Here is a 25,265-nt window from a genome sequence, read left to right as displayed (position 1 = left end):
ATAAATATGAAAAAATTCATTTTAAGTTGTTTTTGTCTTTTTAGCCTTTTTTTACATTCACAAGACCAAGTTGATGGGTACACAACATCAGAAGAACAAAACGAGTTAAAAATAAATGGTCTCTTTTTAATTTTAGGCGCCATTGAAGTAGATTATCAATATTTACTGAATGACGAGTCTGCCTTGGGTATAGATGTTTTATTTGCCTTTGATGATGAAACTATTGACGTGAATTACTACTTTTCTCCCTACTACCGCCAATATTTCGGCAAAAAGTACGCTACCGGATTTTTTGTGGAAGCATTCGGTATGCTGAATTCCGTTGATGACTACATCTACGATTCCTACCATGATGAATCAACGAACACCTATTATTCCTATTCCACGTATGATGACAACGTTGTTGATTTTGCTTTAGGTATCGGTACGGGCGTTAAACTAATAACCAAAAGAGGTTTTATCGTGGAAATTGATCTAGGTATAGGTCGTAATCTATTTAAAAACGAAAGAGACTTTACAATTATTGGAAAAGGTGGAATAAATTTAGGTTACAGATTCTAGCTGTTTGTTATTAAGTCGTCAAGTATTGTCTCCCTAATATTTGTTTTTAACTTTACCGTATCTTCTGGGCACAATGAGTGGGTCTCTACAAACTTGTGCACTCTAGCCCTACATTTACCAGGGCCACCACTAAAAAACGTAAAGGAAAAACGCTCTTTGTTATCATAAAATGTCATAGGCACTATGGGTATTTTATGGGCAATGGCCATTTTAAATGCCCCATCTTTAAATTTATCCAACAACACATGTTCTTCTGGAACACCGCCTTCTGGAAAAATACAAATACTTAACCCTTGCTGAAGCCTTTTCTGTGCTCTTCTGTACACTCCTGTCCTACTTTGGGTATTATCCCGATCTACCATAATACAAACTCGTTTATAGAAGAATCCGAAAAGTGGTATTTTCACCAACTCCTTTTTACCAACGAATACAAACGGATTTTTACTAACCACAAGCATTAACATTATATCTAACATGCTGGTGTGGTTGGCCACCAACATATAGCTCTTCTTCTTGATCAATCGTTGCTCATAAGTCACTTTTGGAAAACAAAACATACCGTACAGTATCGGTTTTGCCCATAGGTTTCTTGCCATCCAAAAAAACTGGGGATACCAAGTCTCTTTTGAGGCGAAAACGACCAATACAGGGAAAAATATAATGATAGGTATGGCTACTAGAATATAAAACCAAATTCGATATAAGGTCTGACCAATTTGTCTAACGACTTTAAGCATAAATCAAAAGTAGTTATTTAGGATAGTTTTTTTGTATTGTTTTACCTTTGCTTGATACAATTAAAGAAAATGGCAAGAATTTTAACAGGTATTCAAAGTACGGGAACACCACATTTAGGAAATATTCTAGGAGCGATCAAACCGGCAATAGAAATGGCCAATGATCCGTCTAACGAATCTTTTCTGTTCATTGCAGATATGCATTCGTTGACACAAATAAAAAATGGCGAAGAATTACGCCATAACACTTATGCAGTTGCAGCAACATGGCTTGCATTTGGTCTGGATATTGAAAACACCGTTTTTTACAGACAGAGCGATGTACCGCAAACCACAGAATTAGCTTGGTACCTTAGTTGCTTTTTTCCATACCAACGCTTAACACTTGCCCATTCCTTTAAAGATAAGGCAGATAGGTTAGACGATGTAAATGCCGGACTTTTTACCTACCCTATGTTAATGGCGGCAGATATTCTATTATATGACGCCAACATAGTACCTGTAGGCAAGGATCAAATGCAACATATTGAAATGACGCGTGATGTCGCATCTCGTTTTCATGCACAATTAGGTGAAACTTTTGTATTACCAGAAGGAAAAGTACAAGAAGAAACCATGTATATACCTGGCACAGATGGTGCCAAAATGAGTAAGAGTAAGGGCAACTTGATCAGCTTGTTTCAGACAGATAAGAAATTACGCAAGCAGATTATGGGAATACAAACAGATAGCACTCCCATGGAAGAACCAAAAGATCCTGCTAACGATAACATATTCGCGCTATATAAACTTTTAGCTAGTCAGCCTCAAATTGAAGAAATGAGTGCTAATTATTTAGCAGGAAATTATGGGTATGGGCACGCCAAACAAGCACTTTATGAAGTGATTGTAAATAAGTTTGAAGAACCACGTGAGAAGTTTGAATACTACATGAACAACCTTAATGAGATTGATGACGCATTGGCATTAGGAGCTGAAAAAGCCAGAAAAGTTGCAGACGGAGTACTAGAAAGGGTTCGTGAAAAGTTAGGATATTAACGAGTAGTTTAAAAAACTACAAAAGACAAAAACCGACCAAATGGTCGGTTTTTGTCTTTAATATACTTATCCCATGTCTTAAAATCATCGTCATCATAAAGTCATTTCACGATAAAGAACAAGAACCTAAAGAAAATACGCAACAAACCTAGAAAAACAGACCCAGTAGTTTGCTATAACTTCATATAGCCTCGAACAATTTCCCTGGCAATGGTCGTATTACCCCTTTCATTTCCATAGTCAATAAGGTAGATGACGTTCTAAAAATTGGCAGTTTACAATCTAAGGCAATACTATCCAATAACTGCTTGCCATTATTCTGTAAATATGTGTAGATGCCTTGCTCAATTTCATCAAGCTCAATGAACAATTGTTTTTGAATAGGCTTGGTTTCCTTTTTTCCTATATCCCAATCTAACAGATAAATCAAATCTGCCGCTGCGGTCATTACATGTGCCTTTTGCTGCTTTATTAAATTATTACAACCTAAACTGTACTTGTCCGTAGTTCTTCCAGGAACGGCAAATACATCCCTATTATAACTATTGGCAATATCAGCGGTAACTAAGCTCCCACCTTTTTCAGCAGATTCTACAACCACTGTAGCCTCACTTATACCAGCGATTACACGGTTTCTTTTTAAAAAATTTTCTCGTTCGGGATTACTTGTACTCCAAAATTCAGTGTAGAATCCGCCATTTTTAAGCACTTCAGCTTGATATTTTGCATGAACTTTAGGGTAGATTTGATTTAAACCATGTGCTAGGCATCCTACAGTCTGTAGCCCATGTTTTATGGCTTCCCTTTGAATACAAATATCCACTCCGTACGCAAAACCGCTTATGATTACAGGATCAAGTGGTGCCACATCTTCTATAAACTGCTCACAAAAAGCCGTTCCATAACTCGTTATTTTACGGGTACCTACTACGCTAATAATTTTTCGTTGGGCTAGGTCAATATTTCCTTTCTTGAATAATAATATAGGCCCATCAATGCAATGCTTTAAATATTTAGGATAATGATCATCTAAAAAATAGGTGCATTCAATATCATTTTTAGTAATATAATTGAATTCTGCCTCAGCAGCTTCCAAATGCTCAAAATCAAAAAGATGTTTAATTGTATGGGTACCTATACCATCAATTTTTAATAAATTTTGCTTTCTGTCTTCAAAAATTGCTGTTGGACTCCCGCAATGTGAAATTAATTTTTTTGCGAGGACATCTCCAATATTGGGGACATGTTGCAAACGAAGTATTGCAACAAGTTCATCGGCAGTATGTTGTGTAGTTTTCATTTCTTGTTCACAAATTAGGTGAAAAAATATGTTAATAAAAAGTTACGTAAGAGGTTTTTATACCTCTTTATTTTTTCCATATTTGCGCAACTATGGTTTTAGAACACTATATAAGCGATTTACTTTATAGGTACAACTGTGTTGTTGTCCCAGGGTTTGGAGCGTTCCTTACCCAAAAAAATTCTGCGAAATTAAACGTAGTTACCAATACGTTCAGCGCACCCAATAAATCCATTGTTTTTAATAGACAACTGGTTTCAAATGACGGGCTTTTGGTTTCTTATGTATCCAATGCCGAGAAAGTTTCTTATGAAACTGCATTGGTAGAAATAGAAAACCAAGTGAAAATTTGGCAAGAGGTCTTGATACAAGAAACGTCATTGCACTTAAAGAATATTGGATCTCTTACTAGGAACAACGAAGACAAAATATTGTTTCAGCCTGCAAATGAGACCAACTATTTAACGTCCTCTTTCGGACTTTCCAATTTTAATTCAATTCCTGTGTTAAGGGAAGAACTAAAAGAGGAAATCGTAGAAATTGAAGAAAAAATACCGTTCGTTATTAGTCCTGAGCGTAGAGAAAGCGGTCGTTTTAGACCATACTTGAAATATGCTGCTATTTTAATGTTGGCCTTTTCAACAGGAATTACAGGCTACAGAGCATACCAGCAGCAACGTACCAATGAGCAAGTTGCAAGACAAGATGCCCAAGAGTATGTTAACAAGCAAATACAGGAAGCTACATTTTTTGATCTTTCACCATTAGAATTACCAACGGTAACCATTGATGCCTCTTCTACTTCAACTACACAACCAACAGTTAACGAAGGTGAAGAAATGCATTATATTGTTGCTGGTGCCTTTAGAGTTAAAGGAAATGCGGACAGAAAAATAGAACTGCTAAAGTCACTTGGCTTTAATGCTGGCTATTATGGCACTAATGCTTATGGATTGCACATGGTTACCTTCGATAGCTTTACAAATGCAAACGATGCTTTAAAAGCACTGCGTGAAATTAAGCTTACACAGTCCAAAGACGCTTGGTTGTTATCTGAAAAATAAACCTGCACACATTTTATAAGTATCATTGATGCCCGTATCTTTGCGGAAAATTTCTATTTAATGGAAGCAAAATCGCCTTCAGCATCTCGTACTACAATGACAGATATGGTACTCCCAAGTGAGACCAATGCCCTACAAAATTTATTTGGAGGTGAATTATTGGCCCGTATGGATCGTGCCGCTAGTATAGCCGCGGGAAGACATAGCCGTAGAATAACGGTTACCGCATCTGTAAACCACGTAGCCTTTAATTTGGCCATTCCATTAGGAAGTGTAGTTACTGTTGAAGCAGCCGTTTCTAGAGCCTACAATACTTCCATGGAGGTGTATATAGATGTTTGGATAGAAGACCGCTATAACGGAAAACGAACTAAGGCAAATGAAGCAATTTACACCTTTGTTGCCGTAGATGAAACCGGTAAACCCACCGAGATACCAGAGTTGGTTCCTGAAACACCCTTAGAGATCACTCGTTTTGAGGGTGCCCTACGCAGGAAACAGTTAAGTTTGGTTTTAGCAGGTAAAATGAAACCGGACAATGCCACAGAATTAAAGGCTCTATTTACCAAATAATTAGTTTAAGCCACTTGTTCGTATAACTCCCTTTCCAATTCAGACTGATCAACATCAATTTGAAAAGAAACTTCCATGTCCGCACCTTTTGTATTGACCCAAACATAAAGTGCTGCTAGGACTATACTGCCTACTATAAAGAAAATACTGGAGAACAGCAATGAACCAAATAGGGCAATCATTAAACTTACCACCAGAAATACGGCATAGACCATCATAGGAATATATGATCTAAAACCCTCATAGGTTTCCGCTTTTAACTTTGTACTTCTTTTATTATAATTTTTATCGGTAGTTGTCGAATGTAATGTAAAGGTATTATCCATGATAGTCTCCTTTTAATCAGTTAACCAAATTTCGCAAAAAAAATGAAACTACCTAAACATAACTACATGTAAATCAGTATAATAACTAATTTTTAAAGAAATGATACTATTCAAATAACATAAAAATCATTATCACAAAATAGGGTATCAAAAATTGAAGTTATCGGGATCAGGACCAATACGTTCACCAGTTTCCAACCCATCTAAAAAGGAAATGTCTTCAGATGATAGTTCAAAGTCAAAAATTTCCGCATTAGCCGCTATACGTTTTGCATGAACAGATTTTGGAATAGCGACAATACCTTTTTGAAGATTATAACGTAGAATAATCTGCGCTACGCTCTTATTGTACTTTTTCGCCAAATCTGCATAAATATCCAACTCAAAAACCTTACCCTGCATAAAGGGAGACCAAGATTCATATTGAATTCCTTTAGCCGCACAAAAATCAATAAGATCTTGTTGTACCAAATGTGGATGAAACTCCATTTGGTTAACCATAGGAACCACCTTACAATCTTGCAAAATATCTTCTAAATGATGTTTAAGAAAGTTACTCACCCCAATGGCCTTTATTTTCTTTTGAGCATACAAATACTCTAAAGCTCGCCAAGTTTCTTTATACTTACCACTAACCGGCCAATGAATAAGGTAAAGATCTAGATAGTCTACACCCAAACGTTTTAAACTCGCATCAAATGCTCTTAGCGTATCATCATAGCCTTGATCTTCATTCCAAACTTTAGAAACCAAAAATATTTCTTTCCTATCTATACCACTTTCACCAATACCCTTACCAACACCTTCTTCGTTTTTATAGATTGCAGCAGTGTCTATGTGCCTATAACCAATTTCAAGTGCACTTTTAACGGCATTAACCACTTCTTGATCATTATCTGACTGATAAGTACCCAAGCCTATATACGGCATTTGTACTCCGTTATGTAATGTAAAACTCCCTGTAAGATCGGTAATATTGATGTGTTTTTCCATTTGAATACAGTTTAAAGACGGTACACCCATTCTTCTGGGTTTAAACGAGACGTATCTTGATATAAATAAAATTTTAACCTGGTCTGGCCATTGTTCCTATTGGTATATACAATACCCAACTCTTCCTTACTTGATACCTTATCACCTTTCTTCACATAAAGTTCAGATAGATTGTAATACGTACTTATAAAGTTACCATGCTTAATTTGAACACCTTTGTTACCACCGGGTACTGCTAAAATAGCAATGACCTCGCCTTCAAAAATAGCCCTGGCTTTGGCTCCTTCATCCGTGGCAATGATTACACCATTACTTTGGTGCTTGATCCCTGGGTAAACCGGGTCCGCATACACTCCAAACCCCTGACTCTTAATTCCCTTTTCAACTGGCCAGATCAGCTTTCCCTTATTCGCTGAAAAACTGCTGGCTATTCTAGAAGCTTCGGGGGTAAGAACAAATTTGCTGGTATTCTTGGAAGTGCTGCCAGATTTTTTGTTAGAAGCAGCAATAGCACTTCGTATCAATTTTTCTATTTGTTGATCGATCTTTCTTGCCTCTTTCTTTTTAGCTTCGATTGCACTTGCATACTTGCTTTCATTTTTACGAATAGTTCCTAGAAGTGCTTTTTGAGATTGAATTTCGGCAAATAATTGATTCTTTGCTTTTTTGTTTTGGGCCAATAATACCTCTTTTACTTTTCGTTCCTCGTTAAGGTCGGCATTCAACCGTGAAAGCTCGTCAGTTTTAGCCAATATTTCAGCTCCCTGTTCTTTTCTGTAATCTGTATACTGCTTCATATATTGAAGCCTTTTAAAGGCTTGAAAGAAGCTTTCTGAAGATAGCAGGAACATTAATCTATTTTGTTTGGATTTATTCTGATAAGACTTTTGTATCATCTTAGCGTATTCATCCTTTACCTCTTGTAGTTCGGTTTTTAATTTGCCAATATTTCTGATGTTGGTATTAATTTGCCTGTTCAACAAATTAGATTGTTGATTGGTAACCCGAATTAATTGTTGGCGCACCGTAATTTTTTTATCCAAGGCTTCCATCTGATCCAGAACATTGCCTTTCTCCTTTTTCTCAGCAAATAACAATCTATTGATATCGCGTATTTCAGATTGAAGTTGTTCGCGTTTTTCCTCTAAAGCTTTTTGTTCGCTAGTCTGCGCTATTAGGTTTACCGAAGTAAACAATAATAGTAACAAAACACTAGGTTTAAATCTGAACAACATCTGTTTAAAGCTCTATTTCATTAAAACCCTTAGGAATTGAATAAGGAAAATTGACCGTGCCGTTCAACTCCAAATTCTTAAATTCAAGGTCTATATTATTTTCATTATCCTTACTAATTGCTTTTACCATAATTTCATTAGGTAAAATTTCATTATCCAAACTTTGATAATTTTTATAGGCAATCTCTAAAACTCTTTTCTCCAGCGGTTGCGAAAGTTGCTGTAAAGCCATCTTAAAGTTCTTTGGCTCTACCTGAAATAATGTTTTGTATAAAACGTCTTGCTCTTTAGGAGTTAAACGATAACTCTCATTTGAGATGCCTATATCGTATTTTCCTTGTCTTAAATCTATAATTGCCTGCCCTGTAAGCAAATTTTGTAAAATGGAAAAGTCAACTTCTGTACCCAATAAATCACTTAAATACGAGAAATCGCCATCAAAATATTCATTTTCCAATTTATTATAAAAAGACACCCTATCTGGAGTAATATAAGCCTTAACAATGCCAAGAGGAGCACTCATCCATATTGCCTTGTCCTTTTCCATACGTAGGCTCACTGAAACGTTCTGTGAAGTTTCACCATCAGAATAACTAATTTTCACCCTACCTGCCAATGTTTTAAATCCAGCTTCATTTTGATAATGTGCCTTTATAACTGATTTGGATGATAGCTTAGCATCTACCGTACCACCAGAAATCACCTTTGTACTTTTACAAGATGCCATGAAAATTACCATGACCATAGGTAAGGCATATTTCATTTTTATTATTTTTAAAAACTTCATCATCTTTACATCAAGATTTAATTTTACTAAGGTACATATTTGCTTTAGACGTATTATTGGTTGCGTTATAGGCTTTGACCAATTCTTTATAAATGGCATTTTCCAAAGGAATATCATCTATTAAATAATCTAACGCACCCTCTAATATTTCAATAGCATCTTTATGCTTTTGTAAGCTGTTCAAAGCAGCTCCGTTGGCATAATAAAAATAGGGTTGCGACGGAAAACTCTCCATTGCTTCTTCCGTAGTTTTTAACAACATATCATTCCCCGTATCTGTTTTGAGCATTGCCTCTATTCTAGATTTAAAACCTTCTATACTGTTTAAATCTTTATTAGGTGCAGTATTTACGGCTCTAACCGAATGTACAAAAGTCCTTTTCTGGTTAGCAATAGAATCCGTAATCTTTTTTGCCAAATACTCTTGCTTTTTAGAGATGTTTACACCTTTTAACAGCGTTTGTGCGGTAACATAATCTTCGTTCAAATAATAGATCTCCGCTAAATTTACCCTCATCTGAACATTGTTCCATGGTAATTCTTCTCTAACATCGCCTATTACGGATTTTTTGGCGTTAATAACATCTACAAGTGTTTCTGCATACCAATAATTTTCTGGTTCTCCGGTCAATGCCTCTACCGCATACTCTTGTGCATTGATGTATTGCTTCTCGTACAAATGAAATTTGGCCAACTCAAAAGAAACAACGGTATTTTGAGGTTGTAAACGCTTACATTCCAAGAAATACGTAATTGCACGGTCATAATTTCTAATGCCTTTCTGCTTTAAGCCTTCGAAAAAATTTTCTTGAAAAGTATCAGAATACTCTTCAAGGAAAACTTCTGAACTTTGTTCAATATCCAATTCAGGCGTTTCTTGTGCACAAATGGTTAAGGGGGTACATAAAACCCCGATCACAAAACCCAAAAACACCGCCTTTACCATACTATTTATCAGATTTCTATTTTACACCTGTACTCCCAAAACCGCCTTCTCCCCTAGCAGTTTCAGACAAAATTTCTACTTGGTTCCATTCAGCACGTTCGTGTTTTGCAATGACCATTTGAGCAATACGTTCGCCGTTTTCAATTACAAAATCTTCATTGGACAGGTTTACTAAAATAACACCTACTTCTCCTCTATAGTCAGCATCAATTGTGCCAGGTGCATTAAGTACGGTTATTCCCTTTTTAGCCGCCAAACCACTTCTTGGCCTTACCTGAGCTTCAATACCTACAGGCAATTCAATGAAAAGACCAGTTGGTATAATAGCTCTTCCTAAAGGTTGTAGTGTAACCGCTTCGGCAAGATTAGCTCTTAAGTCCATACCAGCAGACGCATTGGTCTCATAATTGGGTAAATCGTGACCTGACTTATTGATAATTTTTATGTTCATCTGTTTAGATATAATTTTTTAAGATTTTCAAATTCCAGCTTATATACCAAGCCCAAGAATACTAATAACAAAGGTATGCCAATAAATAGGTTCCTATCAAAAATGTAAAATGAAAGCGTAGAAAACAAGATGGACATTCCTAAATAAAAGATAATTTTTCTAAAGTTATATGGAATGGGATAATACATACGTCCAAAATAAAATGAAAGCATCATCATAGTACCATATGCCATTAATGTAGCCACTGCTGATGCCATATAGCCGAAATACGGAATAAAAATCAAATTGATAATTATAGTCAGTACGGCACCTATCATTGAAATATAAGCGCCAAATTTGGTGCGATCCGTAACTTTATACCAAACGGACAGGTTATGGTAAATTCCTAAGAAGAAACTTGCCAAAACAATTAATGGAACTATAGGCATGGCATCCCAATATGATTCATTTAGAACAAGAAAACGCTTTAGAACATCAGAAAAAACCACAACCGACAATAAAATAATACTGCCCAAAACCACAAAATAATTTGTAATCTGAGCATAAGCTTTCTGGGGGTTTTTGGTATCTGAATGACTAAAGAAAAAAGGTTCAATTCCCATTCTAAAAGCAGTCGCAAAAAGTGTCATGAACAGCGCAAGTTTATAGCATGCTGAATATTTTCCCATTTCACTTTTGGCAATATCTATTGGCAATAACTCTGATAACAGATAACGATCAAAAACCTCATTAATGGTAAAAGCAATACCGGCAACCATAACCGGCATAGCATAGCGGACCATCCTTTTCCAGAGATCTTTATCGAAAACATATGGCTTACGGATGTAAACCCTGATCATCAATAATAATGTAACACCACTAGCAATTAAATTAGCAATTAAAATATAAGGTATCTCATAATCTGGTTTATATAACGAGTTGAAAAAACCTGTTGATGAGCCTGTAGCTATCTTAGGTAAAAAGATCAAGAAAAATAAGGTGAGCCCTAGGTTAAGAGATACGTTTAATATTTTAACAATGGCGTATCGCATTGGCTTTTCATTAGCCCTTAACCAAGCAAAAGGAATAATAGCTAAAGCATCTAATGCCAATATCCCTAACACATAATTCATAAAAGGCAAGTCAATATTCAACGCAGTGGACAATGGCGTCTTAAATAATATGCCCACTAAAACCAATAAAGCGGTTGAGCCCATTATGGATAATAACGACGTGCTAACTACCTTTTTTCTATTTTCTGACTCCTTGTAAAAACGAAAAAACGCCGTTTCCATACCGTATGCCAAAAAAACATTGAAAATTGCAAACCAAGAAAATATCAAAGTAACCTCACCAAATTTGCCCGGTGCCATTACATCGGTATAAATAGGTACAAGTAAAAATGAAATCATCCTTGGCAAGACAGTTGCCAAGCCATAGATCGCAGTTTGTTTAAAAAGTTTTTTGAGTGGATTCAAGCACTGTACATTAAGGCGATAAAAGTACCTATTAAAAGCCTAGTTACAAAGTTAGTTTTTGGGTGCGCCTTTATAAATTAGGGGTTGTTTTTGTTTTATGTCTGATACCTTTGCATATTTCAACTTTCCATTTTCGCTGTAACTCACAACGGCCTCATCTTTACCTAGGTTTAAATCTATAGCTTCAGGAGACTTTGAAGCAGTATTAGGTATTCTGACAACGATCACATTTTCGCCATTCACAGTATTGACGATGGCATCTACCTGTTTCCCCCTAAAATAAACATGATTCATTTGAATATCGGAATTCTCAATCAACGTAACCGGAATTCTCAATTCTGTACCAGAACCGCTTTCTTCACGACCACTTACATATTCCTGACAAGACGCTTTACCTATATCAAATGAAGGTTCTGCTTGCAACTTTTTCTGAGAAGTACAACTAGTTAAACAAAGACAAAAAAGTAAAAAATAAGTATTAAGATATTTCATTAGACCATATTATACTTATAAAGATAATAAGTAATATGGGTTTAATACGTCATTTAACATGGCTATCACAATTTAATGCACTAATCCGCCTTTTGCAATTGCCTTAATTTATTAAGCTCGTTTTTTACCTGCCTGTAAATAAATACACAGAAAACCGTTAAAAAAACTATGGATGAACATAGTATATATACATAAAAACCATGTGACAGCGATACTTTGAACAGAGGTAACAGAATAATAAACCCAACGGTATAAATAATAATCGCCAATGGAGTAATTATAAAATGTGTAAACCTTCTAAACGAGTAATATGTAGTCAAATCTTGTTTAAACGTATTATAGTCAGCACTAAAATTGATAGATCTTAATCTTCTTAAACTAAAGAGCTCAATACCTATTCTAACCATTAAACTACCGATCATTAAACCGACCCCCAGTAAAAATGTCGCATTTTTATAGCCGGAAACGTACAGTAGAAAAGCGAACAATGTTATGATTGTAATTGTTAAAACTGCATTCCCTGTTCTTTGTTTGTTTTCAATGGATTTTACACTTTTCAAGAGTGATTTAAAACTCTCTTCAGTTGCAGATATCTTAGATTGGTTTTGCCATGTATTTTGTAAATCTTCAAAATTATTCATGATTTGCACATTTTGTAAGTTGTTGTTTTATTCTATGTATTCTAGTCCTGATAGCGTCATGCTTAATCCCTATGATTTCTGAGATCTCTACTTGTGGCACATCTTCTAGTTCCAACAAAATTATAGCCTTGTTAGTGCTACTTAATTGGTTGATGCATTTGTACAATTGAAAAAGCATATCTTCTTTTTCTACAGGATCTTCACTACTCTCACTTATTTGCAAATCATCAATTTGTAGTTTTTTCTCTTCTTTCTTCTCCCTACGTATTTCTGCCAAACAAGTATTCACACAAATTCTATAGATCCATGTAGCTATTCCGCTTTCATTTCTAAACGTATCTAAGTTTTTCCAAACTTTAATGAACGTTTCCTGGGTCAAATCTTTGGCCAGTACATCATTACCTCCGGTATACCCCATACATAAACGCATTACTTTAGGGTAATTAATCTCATATATCTTTTTATATGTTGTCTCCTTAGGTGTCATTAATCCTCTAATGCTTTAAGTACATTTTCAATAAACCAATCTGGTTGATCAAACATTATAAAGTGCGAAGAACCCATGGCAAATTCCAAGTTATATTCTTTAAGGGTTTTATATTGACTATTATATGTGGTTTTAGCCATTTCTATCCCATAAGGTTCAGTTGCCGCTAAAATGGTTACAGGTATATCAATTTTAGAAAGGTCGTTACGCAAATCCAATTTCAATAAATCAGTATAACCATAGACATATGTTTCTCGATCAGCTTTTATCATCCAATCTTTTATTATTTCTTGGTTTGATGCATCTAAAGTCATTCCGCTTGCCATTTGACTGACCATGGACTCAAAATCCTTATCGTTCATGCCCAATACTTTCTTATTATAAGGTGAATCATAAACCATATATTCGCTTTTAAAGTTAGGCATCATTAAGGCACCGGTTGAGGGCAAAGCATCAACTATGATCAATTCTGTAAAAGCACTATTTTCTGTAGCCATCCAAAGTGCTAATGCACCGCCTAAACTGTGCCCAAGCAGAACAGCATTATCTAATTTGTTACTAGAAATATACTTAACCAATTCATCTTTAATTTTTGGCAGCCAAGGTTTTTCTATAGCGGGCACATCGCCAAAACCGGCAAATGTAAATACATGACATTCATAATCTTTTGATAGCTCAGCAACGGTAGCTTCCCAAACATCTCCAGTACAAGTAAAGCCCGGAAATAAAAGTATTGGTTCACCTTTACCAATGACTTCAACTCTAAAAGGATTGTCTTGAGCAGTTATTGAAAAGGAGGAAATAAAAAATAATGCGAATGCTAATAATTTAATTGTTTTCATCGTAAGAGTTTTTGTTTTGTTCACCCTTTAGATTCAAGAATTAAAAAATGTTACCTTTTTATTTGAAAAAATATTATTCCGGTTCTACATTCATCCTTTTTATAGCCGTTGTAGCCAAAATAAAGGCAATTAAGAGAAGAACCGCTGCAAGGGCATATGGAGCGCCAGGAAAATAAATTGAAGTCTCAGGCCTAATAAAATAATAAAATACGGGCGCAAATATAAATTGCCCTAAAATAGCCGTTATGCTAACCAGACCGGTTATAGAGCCCTGTAAAATTCCCTGCTCTTTTTCCGATACTTGATTAGAAATAACACCTTGTACGATAGGTCCGGCAATACCACCCAATGCATATGGAATCAAGAATGCATACAGCATCCAAGGTTCATGGGCAAAAGAAAACAAGAACATACCCACTGTCCACAATAGAAAGCCGTAGATGATAACCTTACGTTTTCCAAATTTTGTCACTAATTTACCAACCAAAAACCCTTGAACAACTGCAACCAATAAGCCAACTACCATAAGAGACAATCCTATTTGTCTCGGGTTCCAATCATACCGTTCTATCCCGTAATAAGACCATGTAGATGGTAGTGCCTGACCAGCAAGGTTTGACAAGAAAAATGCAGAAATCAACAGTAGAATTCCCTTATAATTGCGCAATGCGAACAATGAAACCCCAGGAATCATCTTTGCATAGTTAATTTGTCTTCTGTTCTCCATGGTCAATGATTCTGGAACAAAGAAATACCCGAACAAAAAGTTTGCAAATGTTAACCCTGCAGCTATATAAAAAGGCAAACGTATATCTATTTCACCAAAAAAACCACCTATACCCGGACCTATAATAAAGCCTATTCCGAATGCAGCACCTATTAATCCGAAATTCTTTGCTTTATTCTCTCTGGTACTAACATCTGCAATATAGGCGGATGCCACGGTAAAACTTGCACCAGTAATTCCCGCTAAAAACCTACCCAAAAACAACCAAACAATAGAAGGTGCCCAAGCGTGGATTAAATAGTCTATACTTAACCCTAACAAGGCAATAAGCAATATGGGACGTCTACCATATTTATCGGATATTTCACCCAATACAGGCGAAAACAGAAATTGCATACCTGCAAAAGCCGTTGTTAACCACATACCATAGATAATAGCCATATGATTACCTTCACCCGTTAATTCCATAATTAAATCAGGGATAATTGGTAGAATTATACCAATGCCAATGACATCAACAAGAATAGTTATGAATATAAAAAGTAAGGCGGTTTTATTAGATTTCATGGTGATGACAAAAGTCGGGTAAAAAAAGTTAAATAAAAGCAATAAAAACAAAAACCCCACTGGTTAGTGGGGTTTTTATATATAGTTTAAAGCGTTAAAGGTTTAGACAACATGAAGTCATCTGTAAGTGAACATTTTTAATTGTTCAATGCCTCTGCACCACCAACGATTTCTAAAATTTCATTGGTAATTGCTGCTTGCCTTGCTTTATTATATGTCAATTTCAATTGGTCACGTAGCTCAGTTGCATTATCTGTAGCCTTGTGCATTGCGGTCATACGAGCACCATGTTCACTAGCAAAAGAATCTCTAATACCTTTATACAATTGTGTTTTTAAGGATTTAGGAATCAATTGCTCTATAATTTCAACCTTAGAAGGCTCAAAAGTATAATCTGCACTTGCCGTTTCTTCTACCTCCAATGGTACAATTGGCAAAAACTGCTCGGTCATAACAATTTGGGTAGCCGCATTTTTGAATTTGTTGTACACAATATCAATACGGTCATATGCGCCAGCCGTGAACAATTCCATTAAGTTCTCTGCTATTACTGCAACATTATCAAAGGTTAGATCATCAAATACACCACTATGGTTAGCAATAACATTATAGCGTTTACCTAAATAATCATTAGCTTTTTTGCCTACCGCAACAAAATCAACTTCTTTACCTGCATAAACATTTTCAACAAGGTTAACAGATTGCTTTAAGATGTTGGTATTAAACGCCCCACATAGTCCTCTGTTAGAAGTAACCGATACGACCAAAACTTTATTCACCGCACGATTATCGGCATAAACACTACCAGAATCACCTTCTAAACTAGCACTTAGGTTTTGTAGTAATTCGGTCAGTTTATCGGCATAAGGTCTCATTGCCGTAATGGCATCTTGCGCCTTTTTCAATTTTGCAGCAGAAACCATTTTCATGGCACTGGTTATCTGCATCGTTGAAGAAACCGATGAAATCCTATTTCGTATTTCCTTTAAATTTGCCATTTTATTCAGTATTTAGTAAAAAGTACAAAGTATTAAGTTGCTTCAACACTTTGTACTATTTACTCAGTACTCAGTACTTTTTTAGTTCTTATATTTCGCAGAAAGCTCTTTACAAACAGAAGTCAAGGTATCTGTTACTTCATCTGTAAGCTTACCAGACTTCAAGGTATCTAGAACATCTCTGTGCTTAGCGTTCAAAAACTCCAAATAATCACGTTCGAATTCTTTTACTTTCTCAACAGGAACATCTCTTAACAAGTTTTTAGAACCGGCATAGATAATTGCAACCTGATCTTCAACAGTAAAAGGATCATTTTGTGCTTGCTTCAAAATTTCAACGTTTCTACGTCCTTTTTCAATTACGTTTAAAGTAGCAGCATCTAAATCTGAACCAAACTTAGCAAAAGCTTCCAATTCACGGAACTGTGCTTGATCTAGTTTCAATGTACCTGCAACTTTTTTCATTGATTTAATCTGAGCGTTACCACCAACACGAGATACAGAAATACCTACGTTAATTGCCGGTCTAACACCTTGGTTAAATAAATCTTGCTCTAAGAATATCTGTCCGTCAGTAATAGAAATTACGTTAGTTGGGATATAAGCAGAAACATCACCTGCTTGTGTTTCAATAATTGGCAAAGCCGTTAAAGAACCACCACCTTTTACCATTGGCTTTAATACCTCTGGCAAATCGTTCATTTCTTTTGCGATGTCATCATCATTGATAACTTTTGCTGCACGCTCTAATAATCTAGAGTGAAGGTAGAAAACATCACCTGGATACGCCTCACGTCCCGGTGGTCTTCTTAACAAAAGAGATACCTCACGGTAAGCTACCGCTTGTTTTGATAAATCATCATATATAATTAAAGCAGGACGACCTGTATCACGGAAATACTCACCAATAGATGCTCCAGTAAATGGTGCATATACTTGCATTGGTGCAGGATCAGATGCGTTAGCAGCTACAATGGTAGTATATGCCATTGCACCTTTATCTTCCAATACTTGAGCAATACCGGCAACGGTAGATGCTTTCTGACCAATGGCAACATAGATACAGTAAACAGGCTCACCAGCATCATAAAATTCTTTTTGGTTTAGAATGGTATCAATACAAACCGTAGTCTTACCAGTTTGACGGTCACCAATAACAAGCTCTCTCTGCCCTCTACCAACCGGGATCATCGCATCAATTGCTTTGATACCTGATTGCATTGGCTCAGTTACAGGCTCTCTGTAGATAACACCTGGAGCTTTACGCTCTAATGGCATCTCATAAGTATCACCGGCCATAGGTCCTTTACCATCGATTGGGTTACCTAGAGTATCAACCACACGACCAACAATTCCTTCACCAACTTTTACAGAAGCGATTCGTTGCGTACGTTTTACAGTATCACCTTCACCAACAGATTTAGAAGGTCCTAAAAGAACCACACCTACGTTATCTTCTTCCAGGTTAAGAACGATACCTTCAAGTCCACCTTCGAACTCAACTAATTCTCCGTATTGAGCATTGGCTAATCCGTAGATTCTTGCAATACCATCACCTACAGTTAATACAGTACCTACTTCATCTAAAGTAGCGGTAGCATCAAATCCTGATAATTGTTTCTTTAAAATTGCTGATACTTCAGCGGCTTTTACTCCTGCCATTTTTAATTAGTATAAGATATTAGACAATGAATGTAACCATTCGTGGTCTTATATTGTTATTATAGACTATTTGAAAATTCTCTTTTTAAATTATTAAGCTTGTTGCTTACGCTAGCATCATACTGTAAATCTCCAACTCTTAAGATGAAACCTCCAATAATACTTTCGTCAATTTTACTTTCAATGGTAACCTCATCACCAGTAATAGTAGCAACCTGCTTTAATATTTTTTTCTCCATCGCGGCATTTAAAGGTACAGCGGTTGTTACGTAAGCAACGTTCTTACCTTTTAATTGCTCATTTAGGATAATGTATTTTAAGGCTACCTCATTTAACATACCTATACGCTTGTTGTCTACCAACATTGTTATAGCGCCTTCCGTAATTGAATTACATCCTTTGAAAATTTCAAGTAATGCACTCTTTTTAGAAGTACCGGAAACAACAGGACTTGCCAATACATCTTTTAATTCTTTACTATCTGAAATAGTAACGGCGATTGAACGCATATCTTTCTCAACAGCGTCCAAGGCTTTGTTTTCCTTGGCCATATCCAATATCGCCTTTGCGTAACGTAATGCAGCTCTAGATTCGCTCATTATTTCTTTTAGTTAAGTTTTATATCGCTCAACATGGTATCTACCAACTTCAATTGCTTGTCATTACTAGATAACTCTTCTTTTATTACTTTCTCGGCAATTGCTACAGACAATTCTGCAACTTGACTTTTAATATCGGCTACCGCTGCTTTTTTCTCACTTTCGATAGCAGCTTGCGCTTGTTTCAACATTTTATCACCTTCTAATTTTGCTTGCTCTTTGGAGTCCGCGATCATTTTTTCTTTGATCTCACGAGCATCCTTTAACATTGCCTCACGCTCAGAACGTGCTTCTTGCAACATTCTGTCATTATCCGCTTGAAGGTTCTGCATATCTGCTTTAGCCTTTTCAGCAGCAGCCAATGCTTCTTCTATACCAGTTTCTCTTTCATCTAAAGAAGTCATAATTGGCTTCCATGCAAATTTAACTAGTAGAAAAATAATTATTAATAATAGTAAGGTCTGAACAATGAACAAACCTGGTGAAAAATCGTTTAATAAAGCTTCCATTTATCTGTAATTAAAATCTAAATCAATAATTAAAAAACATTTCCCGTAACCAACCGTTACGGGAAAACATTTTTTTGGTTTCTTAAGCCTTTCCTAAGATTAATGCACCGAATGCCAAACCTTCCAAAAGTGCCGCAACGATAATCATCGCTGTTTGAATTTTTCCTGCCGCTTCTGGTTGACGAGCAATACCTTCCATTGCTTTACCACCGATTTGACCAAGACCAATACCTGCTCCGATTACGATTAAACCTGCTCCAATTAAATTGTACATAGTAAACTGATTTATATATTAAATTAAAAAACTCACCTCTAAATAAAACTCTCTCTTACATCTTCTGAATCAACAACATCATGACCAGCCTCATCATGATGATGCTCATGGTCATGGTCTGCTACTGCCATACCAATAAATAAAGCAGAAAGCATAGTGAAAATATAAGCTTGTAAAAACGCAACGAGAATTTCAATAACAAATATTAGAATAGATAGTACTAAAGATAAACCTGTAGCACCAACTACACCCAACGATTCTTTTAAGACAAACATAATAGCAATCAAACTCATAAAAACAATATGTCCCGCAGTAATGTTGGCAAACAAACGCACTAGTAATGAAAATGGCTTAATAACAAACGTACCAACCAATTCTATAATGGTCAAAACTGGTCGAATTAAAATAGGCACACCTGGCATCCACAAAATGTGCATCCAAAAATCTTTATTTCCACTAAAAGCATAGATAACTAAAGTAAAAATAGCAAGAGCTGCAGTAATAGCTATCTGACCAGTAACATTAAAACCGAACGGCGTCAAGCCTATCAAGTTTAAAATCCAGATTAAAAAGAAAATTGTAAGAAGATATCCTGAGAATTTTCTATAATGCTTTTCTCCAACGTTAGGTTTCGCAATCTCATCTCTAACATATATTACTAATGGCTCTAACACTCTGCCGAAACCAGTAGGAACACTTTTCTTTTTATATTGTCTAGCCAGTGACGAAAAAGCTAATAAAAGAAATAGACCTACAATTAAAAAACCAACAACACTCTTAGTAATAGAAAAATCTAAAACCTTATGCGCATTTGTTGCATGGTGCTCTTCATCAAAATTCACTGAAGATGCGCCCGCTTCCAACTCATAAATTTTACTGTGAAGCTTTACGAATTTAGATCCGTTCTTTTCTACGATTACTTCACCGTTATCATCATGATGAAATTCAGACGACATAAAAGTTACCAATCCGTTGCTTGACCATAAGATCACCGGTAATGGAAAACCAACATGTTTTCTTTCGCCTGCATCATTGGTATATGAAAACAAGTGAAAATCATGAGAGTCTTTTAGGTGGTGTAAAATATACTCATCTACCTCTTCTTTAGTACTCACCGCACCTTCTTGTTCGGTATCGGATAGTGCGAAACTTTGTAATGAGAAACAAAGTATTAGAAGTTGTAATAAGGTTTTAATCGTATTTGAAACTTTCATCATTAGTTCTATGTCAAAAAATTAAGCTCCTAGAAATTTTGCGCAAAAGTAGTCAATAATAACATAACCATCCCAATTTTAAAGCTTTAAAATTTATAGACTTTTATTCCCCATAATTTTGGCTATAAAAAATACCTCTAGAAAAAGAAATATTAAGATTGGAATCAATAGCATTCCCCTATATAACTGAGGCATAATTAGTTCTCCAAGCAGGTAAGGATAGAAGATCATTGCGAACAATGTGATCTTAAATACAAGTGCGGCCATATAAAGAAAGCCTAACTGCTGAAAAAATGAATTGTTTTTCGACGCGATTAAGAAGGTGATGACCAATACCAACGAAAACACATAATGAAATGTATAGGCTTTTTGCAATAAGGGCTCAAAATTCGGTTCGGCATTGCCCAATAACTGATCTTGTAAAAAAAAGGAAGTCGCGCCCACAACAGTGAACACGACTATGTATAAAATAATTTTTTTTAGCAACGTTTATTTATTTAATGCCATAACTTTCTTTATGACCAAATAGATAGACAAAAATACTGCAAGTAAAGTAAATGTGTCTTCTAAAAACGTTTTTTCAAATTTTTCATCTAACCATTCTCCTAAAAGATTGCCTAAAAATATGGTGACACCCATTTGTATGGCCACACCACTTAAGTTTACGGCATTTCTTAGTAACTCGGAATTGTCATTGCCTTTACGAGGCTTTTGCGGCTCCATTGTTCGGTGATTTAAAACCAGCTGGGTTACTTCCTCCTTTTTTGCCTCCCATGTTACAAGATGCATTAAAAGTAGCGCCAGGTTCTACTGCCAATTTACTTACTGAAACAGTACCCTCTATCACTGCAGACGATTTTAAGGATAACAGATCAGAGACGTTTAGTTCTCCGTTAAAACTACCTTCTATATCTGCATTTACACATTCTACTTTGCCGTGTATATAGCCATCTTTACCTATGACCACTTTACCTGAGGTTTTAACATTGCCATCTAACTTACCATCGATACGAAAATCTGCTTCTGAGATGATATCTCCTTTAATTTTTGTATTCTTCTCTATTCTATTCGGCTGTCCTCCTATTTCATTCATAGCTTTGGGTTTTTGTCTGTCTGAAAACATTGTTCACGGTTTTGGGGTTAAAAGCGTATTTCTATATTCGATTATATTTTTGTGTACCTGTATAATCTTATAGTTCTCTGATAAAACTACAAAATTCTCATCAGCAACTCGGTAATCCTTATTATTTTTTAATAGCTCGGCGTAACCAAGTGCGAAATCTTTCGATTTAAATCCGTGAACGACCACAAATTGGTCTTCTACATTATAAATATCTCTTGAAACTTTGTTTTTATATCTAAGGTCTTCAATGGATTTTTCTAACAGTTCCATCAATTTCAAAGCCTTTTCGTTATTGCTCCTTTTAAAAGGGAAAACCACTTTCCAGTTTGATGTGCCTTTGGAGTCTGTCTCTGGAGAGAAGTCTTTTTGTTCTAATTTAGGAAGCTGCTCGGCAATCATCTGTTCTGCCTTTTTACCTTCTGGATTATTAGGGTAAGTCAATGCCACATAGTTCAATGCTTCTTTAAAAAGCTCAAAACCTTGCAACCTTCCAATGGCATTTGCTTTTAACATCTCAAATTTTGGCACAATTGGATCGCCGGTAAATCTATTGATATTTTCCTCTGCACCTGTTATTACCTGTAAATAATGTTGGTCTTGATATTGTTTGAACAAACTCTCATAGCGCTTTTCTGGACTATCTGGACTATCTGAACTATCTGCCAATACGGCTTGCGGATTCAACAATATTTCAGCATATCTAGAATCTGCGTGGTTGGCAATAATATCTGCCTTCATCGATTCTTTCAACGGACTACCAACTTCTTCGTAAATTTTATACAAGTTATATTTTGAAGGAAGAATCAAACGTTCTTCCGCATTTGATGCCAATACATTTTCAAGCTTCTCTGCTGCCAACAGATTCTCGTTGAATTTCTCCTTATAGATAAGTCCTAATTGATAATTCGCAAAATTTCGTTCTGTTTTTAAGCTATCGATTATGGCAACATCTGTAGGTAAACGATCCATATAATAATCTAAAGAGAATTTCTCGTCTTCACTTACCACATTTAAACTATCATTTGCTCCAGGTGCATTTTGTAATGCAATATTCTCATTATTGATAAGTGACTTGTCTGACCAGCGCCAATCATCAGTGAGCTCTCTATTGCCCCAACGGTTTTTAAAATCATTTTGGCCATAGCCTAAACTGGTAATATTGTAGAAATAGAACTTACCCTTATTCTCTTTACCACCTTTACTATTGTTAAAAGCCGCAAAACCATCGGTAATTCTTTGCTTTTCTTTTTTCTGCGCTGCTTCTTTCGCCTTTTGTAATTCTTCAATATGCTTTCCAAAATATGCCAACTGCTCTTCTTTTGGCATTTCAAATACCGTAATAACACTATCGGAATATTGAACAATATCTTCGTACTTAATTACATCTTCAAGGTTATCGCGCTTTTTCTTTATCGCCCTAAATTTCTTAGTATTCTCGTTAAGATTGGTCAGTACGCTATCATAATAGGCACCGGCAGGCTTGTAGACACTTTCATCAAAATTATATTCCGCCAAATTCTCATAGTTAAGCGCATTTAATTTTGGTTTGTTCTGCGAAGCCCGAAGCGATTTATTAAAATATACGATTGCCAAACTATCAGCTTCTTCCTCCAAATGAAATTCGGCCAACTGTCTATAAATACCATCTAAAAAGGGTCTGTTTTCTCTATTCAACTCCATTTTAGTCAAATACTCCAAAACCTCTTCTGTATTCTCGCTAGTTACTTTGGTATTCTTTAGTTTTTCAATCTCCGCATTGATCATGTAAACTCTTGGAGATTTTCTGTTCAGCTCAATTACCTTATCAAAAGCATAATTGGCACTATCCTTAAAACCCATCTGATTGTACAACTGACCAATGATATAGTAATACCTTCCTTTTTCAGGGTTTTTCTTGGTGTAATGCGATGCAACCTTAAGGTTTTGCACTGCAGTATCAGGAGCGTTTAGATTGATATATGCTTGTGCCAACATAGCTCTAGCGTCGGCATATTCTTGGTCTTTTAAACGCTCATACTTCATTAAGCGTTTTAAATTTTTAATGGCAAGGTCGTCGTTTTCTAGTCTTATGTTTACCTTTTCTCTCCAAATACTAGCTTCATTAAGCTTATCACTTTCTGAGTATTTATTAAGAATGTAATTAAAGGATTCTAATGCAGGAATGTAGCGTTCGTCAAAATAACGGGCTTTGCCTAATAGCAGAAATGCTTCATCTATTTGAGGATTTCGCTCTTCATCCTTAATATCCATACTATGGCGCTGAATAGCTTTGGTCGCTTTTTCTTCTGCAATAAGGAAATTAGGGTTGTTGTCTTCTGAATCTAGTTTTATTTCGCCACTAACTTCTAAACGTTCTATTGGCAATACTTCAAAATAGTCATCTTGATACGTATCGTTCAAAGTTTCTCGCCCCAGGTCAAAAGCAATGTTACCATTATACAAGGTATTGTACTTGGTATTGAGCGCGTGCCAATTACGGTTTACGAACTTGTCTTTCTTGACAGAACATGCATTAAATAACATACTCGCCAAAACACCGGATAAAATAAGTTTGTTTCTAAGATTCAAAATAGATAATCTACGTATGTATGTTTAACTTAAAAACAACCAGATTATTATACCGTTCATCGGTAAACTGCATATTTATTTTTGAATGATAATAATGGAAACAAGCTGGAAGATACTTTTATAACAGACTGAGTAGTTTGTTTTGACATAAAATGATCAAGATTTCATCATTTTATTGCAGTTAATCTGATCAACGAATTCTTTATCGACTTTTATTAACCTTATAGTAAAGGTGTACTATTGAAAAACCGACCTAACGGTCGGTTTAATAAATTTATGGGGTTTTACACCAAAAGTTAGATTTTCAACTGTAACTAAACCAAAATTACATTGGTTAATCTTCCAAAACCACCTCAGCATTATCTGAACCAAAAAACACTTCTAATTCTTTTAAAGTTTCAGTAGAAGTTTCAATATCTCTTACCACCTCGCCTTTGTTCAACACCACAATACGTTCGCATACTTCGGTTACATGAATTAAATCGTGACTAGAAACCAAAACGGTAACATCTTGCTGTGCTGCAAGCTCTTTTATAATTTGCTTTAGACGAATCTGTGTTGTTGGATCTAAATTGGCAAAAGGTTCATCTAGAATCACCACTTTAGGATTTCCAATAAACGAAGCCACAATACCTGCTTTCTTTTGGTTTCCCTTAGATAGGTCTCTCAAGTACTTTTTCTGACCCAATATTTCACCATGAAAGAAATCTTGATACTGCGCCAATAGTGCATCAACATCGGCTTTGTTTTGACCACGTAGGTCACCAATGAAGTAAAAATACTCTTCGGGAGTCAAATACCCGATCAAAAAAGTTTCATCAATAAATGAAGAGGTAAAAGGTTTCCAGTTTTCGCTAGTATTTACTTGAACATCGTTATTAATAATATGACCTGTAGTTGGCTGTATTAAATCTAACAGTAAACTAAAGAGCGTTGTTTTGCCCGCCCCATTATTACCAACCAAACCGAAACTTTGTCCTGTTGGAATGTTTAAAGATTCTATATTCAATACTTTATGTGCGCCGTAAATTTTGGATAAATTTTCTATTGTAATCATAATCTTTTTATTCTATTTATTTAGGATGAATTGTAAA

At 35.6% G+C, this 25,265-nt stretch carries 29 protein-coding genes; 4 read left to right on the top strand and 25 right to left on the bottom strand.

Annotated features, from left to right (window positions below; all coding sequences use genetic code 11):
- Window positions 1-6 precede the first annotated feature (6 nt).
- A complete protein-coding gene (locus YQ22_RS08650) occupies window positions 7-561 on the top strand; it encodes a hypothetical protein (protein WP_071340867.1) in 555 nt (184 codons plus the stop codon).
- Here the strand turns inward: YQ22_RS08650 and YQ22_RS08645 are convergent.
- On the bottom strand, window positions 558-1,298 hold the full coding sequence (locus YQ22_RS08645) for a lysophospholipid acyltransferase family protein (RefSeq protein ID WP_071340866.1): 741 nt from the start codon (window positions 1,296-1,298) through the stop codon (window positions 558-560). The genes YQ22_RS08650 and YQ22_RS08645 overlap by 4 nt on opposite strands.
- A 69-nt stretch (window positions 1,299-1,367) precedes the next feature.
- Here YQ22_RS08645 and trpS point away from each other — a divergent pair, with 69 nt between their 5' ends.
- Window positions 1,368-2,336, top strand: a complete 969-nt coding sequence (gene trpS / locus YQ22_RS08640; RefSeq protein WP_071340865.1) for a tryptophan--tRNA ligase — start codon at window positions 1,368-1,370, stop codon at window positions 2,334-2,336.
- A gap of 181 nt (window positions 2,337-2,517) precedes the next feature.
- Here trpS and dprA read toward each other — a convergent pair whose 3' ends face one another.
- On the bottom strand, window positions 2,518-3,636 hold the full coding sequence (gene dprA / locus YQ22_RS08635; RefSeq protein WP_071340864.1) for a DNA-processing protein DprA: 1,119 nt from the start codon (window positions 3,634-3,636) through the stop codon (window positions 2,518-2,520).
- Between the two features lie 92 nt (window positions 3,637-3,728).
- Here dprA and YQ22_RS08630 point away from each other — a divergent pair, with 92 nt between their 5' ends.
- Together YQ22_RS08630 and YQ22_RS08625 are read left to right on the top strand one after the other, a co-directional pair.
- On the top strand, window positions 3,729-4,700 hold the full coding sequence (locus YQ22_RS08630) for an SPOR domain-containing protein (protein ID WP_071340863.1): 972 nt from the start codon (window positions 3,729-3,731) through the stop codon (window positions 4,698-4,700).
- Between the two features lie 60 nt (window positions 4,701-4,760).
- Window positions 4,761-5,273, top strand: a complete 513-nt coding sequence (locus tag YQ22_RS08625) for an acyl-CoA thioesterase (protein ID WP_071340862.1) — start codon at window positions 4,761-4,763, stop codon at window positions 5,271-5,273.
- Between the two features lie 5 nt (window positions 5,274-5,278).
- Here YQ22_RS08625 and YQ22_RS08620 read toward each other — a convergent pair whose 3' ends face one another.
- The 23 genes from YQ22_RS08620 to YQ22_RS08510 all read right to left on the bottom strand — a co-directional run bounded on the left by YQ22_RS08620 (window position 5,279) and on the right by YQ22_RS08510 (window position 25,228).
- On the bottom strand, window positions 5,279-5,599 hold the full coding sequence (locus YQ22_RS08620; RefSeq protein ID WP_071340861.1) for a hypothetical protein: 321 nt from the start codon (window positions 5,597-5,599) through the stop codon (window positions 5,279-5,281).
- A gap of 147 nt (window positions 5,600-5,746) precedes the next feature.
- Window positions 5,747-6,592 (bottom strand): aldo/keto reductase, encoded by an 846-nt coding sequence (locus tag YQ22_RS08615; protein WP_156894549.1) that lies wholly within the window; start codon window positions 6,590-6,592, stop codon window positions 5,747-5,749.
- A gap of 11 nt (window positions 6,593-6,603) precedes the next feature.
- A complete protein-coding gene (locus YQ22_RS08610; protein ID WP_058104514.1) occupies window positions 6,604-7,827 on the bottom strand; it encodes a murein hydrolase activator EnvC family protein in 1,224 nt (407 codons plus the stop codon).
- 4 nt (window positions 7,828-7,831) lie between these two features.
- On the bottom strand, window positions 7,832-8,590 hold the full coding sequence (locus YQ22_RS08605; protein ID WP_232231377.1) for a DUF4292 domain-containing protein: 759 nt from the start codon (window positions 8,588-8,590) through the stop codon (window positions 7,832-7,834).
- A gap of 34 nt (window positions 8,591-8,624) precedes the next feature.
- Window positions 8,625-9,560 carry a tetratricopeptide repeat protein gene (locus YQ22_RS08600; RefSeq protein ID WP_071340859.1) on the bottom strand — a complete coding sequence of 312 codons (936 nt, stop codon included), beginning with the start codon at window positions 9,558-9,560 and terminating at the stop codon, window positions 8,625-8,627.
- A 16-nt stretch (window positions 9,561-9,576) separates the two neighbouring features.
- Entirely contained in the window at window positions 9,577-10,011 is a 435-nt protein-coding gene (dut, locus tag YQ22_RS08595) for a dUTP diphosphatase (RefSeq protein ID WP_071340858.1), read from the bottom strand.
- Complete coding sequence (locus YQ22_RS08590) at window positions 10,008-11,468, bottom strand: lipopolysaccharide biosynthesis protein (RefSeq protein WP_071340857.1); 1,461 nt, start codon at window positions 11,466-11,468, stop codon at window positions 10,008-10,010. Before YQ22_RS08590 ends, dut begins: the two co-directional genes overlap by 4 nt.
- 51 nt (window positions 11,469-11,519) lie before the next feature.
- A complete protein-coding gene (locus YQ22_RS08585; RefSeq protein WP_156894548.1) occupies window positions 11,520-11,891 on the bottom strand; it encodes a hypothetical protein in 372 nt (123 codons plus the stop codon).
- Window positions 11,892-12,040: 149 nt separating this feature from the next.
- Window positions 12,041-12,601 (bottom strand): hypothetical protein, encoded by a 561-nt coding sequence (locus YQ22_RS08580; protein WP_071340855.1) that lies wholly within the window; start codon window positions 12,599-12,601, stop codon window positions 12,041-12,043.
- Window positions 12,594-13,088, bottom strand: a complete 495-nt coding sequence (locus YQ22_RS08575) for an RNA polymerase sigma factor (protein WP_071340854.1) — start codon at window positions 13,086-13,088, stop codon at window positions 12,594-12,596. The genes YQ22_RS08580 and YQ22_RS08575 overlap by 8 nt, the downstream gene beginning before the upstream one ends.
- Window positions 13,088-13,930, bottom strand: coding sequence for an alpha/beta fold hydrolase (locus YQ22_RS08570; RefSeq protein ID WP_071340853.1), 843 nt, complete (start codon window positions 13,928-13,930; stop codon window positions 13,088-13,090). The genes YQ22_RS08575 and YQ22_RS08570 overlap by 1 nt, the downstream gene beginning before the upstream one ends.
- A 73-nt stretch (window positions 13,931-14,003) precedes the next feature.
- Window positions 14,004-15,224: a TCR/Tet family MFS transporter gene (locus YQ22_RS08565; RefSeq protein ID WP_071340852.1), complete on the bottom strand. Its 1,221-nt coding sequence runs from the start codon at window positions 15,222-15,224 to the stop codon at window positions 14,004-14,006.
- A gap of 137 nt (window positions 15,225-15,361) precedes the next feature.
- The gene (gene atpG / locus YQ22_RS08560; RefSeq protein ID WP_071340851.1) at window positions 15,362-16,222 is read right to left on the bottom strand and encodes an ATP synthase F1 subunit gamma; all 861 of its coding nucleotides are present in this window, start codon (window positions 16,220-16,222) and stop codon (window positions 15,362-15,364) included.
- 81 nt (window positions 16,223-16,303) lie between these two features.
- Complete coding sequence (gene atpA, locus YQ22_RS08555; RefSeq protein ID WP_071340850.1) at window positions 16,304-17,884, bottom strand: F0F1 ATP synthase subunit alpha; 1,581 nt, start codon at window positions 17,882-17,884, stop codon at window positions 16,304-16,306.
- Window positions 17,885-17,943: 59 nt separating this feature from the next.
- Window positions 17,944-18,483 carry an ATP synthase F1 subunit delta gene (gene atpH / locus YQ22_RS08550; RefSeq protein ID WP_071340849.1) on the bottom strand — a complete coding sequence of 180 codons (540 nt, stop codon included), beginning with the start codon at window positions 18,481-18,483 and terminating at the stop codon, window positions 17,944-17,946.
- 8 nt (window positions 18,484-18,491) lie between these two features.
- The gene (locus YQ22_RS08545; RefSeq protein WP_071340848.1) at window positions 18,492-18,992 is read right to left on the bottom strand and encodes a F0F1 ATP synthase subunit B; all 501 of its coding nucleotides are present in this window, start codon (window positions 18,990-18,992) and stop codon (window positions 18,492-18,494) included.
- 82 nt (window positions 18,993-19,074) lie between these two features.
- Complete coding sequence (gene atpE, locus YQ22_RS08540) at window positions 19,075-19,266, bottom strand: ATP synthase F0 subunit C (protein WP_071340847.1); 192 nt, start codon at window positions 19,264-19,266, stop codon at window positions 19,075-19,077.
- A 38-nt stretch (window positions 19,267-19,304) separates the two neighbouring features.
- Complete coding sequence (gene atpB / locus YQ22_RS08535) at window positions 19,305-20,480, bottom strand: F0F1 ATP synthase subunit A (protein WP_071340846.1); 1,176 nt, start codon at window positions 20,478-20,480, stop codon at window positions 19,305-19,307.
- 93 nt (window positions 20,481-20,573) lie between these two features.
- Complete coding sequence (locus YQ22_RS19440) at window positions 20,574-20,966, bottom strand: DUF6168 family protein (protein WP_071340845.1); 393 nt, start codon at window positions 20,964-20,966, stop codon at window positions 20,574-20,576.
- Window positions 20,967-20,969: 3 nt separating this feature from the next.
- Window positions 20,970-21,203, bottom strand: a complete 234-nt coding sequence (locus YQ22_RS08525; protein WP_071340844.1) for an AtpZ/AtpI family protein — start codon at window positions 21,201-21,203, stop codon at window positions 20,970-20,972.
- Window positions 21,181-21,603: a bactofilin family protein gene (locus tag YQ22_RS08520; RefSeq protein WP_071340843.1), complete on the bottom strand. Its 423-nt coding sequence runs from the start codon at window positions 21,601-21,603 to the stop codon at window positions 21,181-21,183. Before YQ22_RS08520 ends, YQ22_RS08525 begins: the two co-directional genes overlap by 23 nt.
- Before the next feature lie 3 nt (window positions 21,604-21,606).
- The gene (gene porW / locus YQ22_RS08515) at window positions 21,607-24,171 is read right to left on the bottom strand and encodes a type IX secretion system periplasmic lipoprotein PorW/SprE (protein ID WP_071340842.1); all 2,565 of its coding nucleotides are present in this window, start codon (window positions 24,169-24,171) and stop codon (window positions 21,607-21,609) included.
- A gap of 334 nt (window positions 24,172-24,505) precedes the next feature.
- On the bottom strand, window positions 24,506-25,228 hold the full coding sequence (locus YQ22_RS08510; RefSeq protein ID WP_071340841.1) for an ABC transporter ATP-binding protein: 723 nt from the start codon (window positions 25,226-25,228) through the stop codon (window positions 24,506-24,508).
- Between the last annotated feature and the right edge of the window lie 37 nt (window positions 25,229-25,265).

Source organism: Maribacter sp. 1_2014MBL_MicDiv (assembly GCF_001865655.1).
Classification (GTDB): Bacteria; Bacteroidota; Bacteroidia; order Flavobacteriales; family Flavobacteriaceae; genus Maribacter; species Maribacter dokdonensis.
Note: the sequence above shows the minus strand (reverse complement) of the source record. Positions and strands in the feature narration are given on the sequence as shown.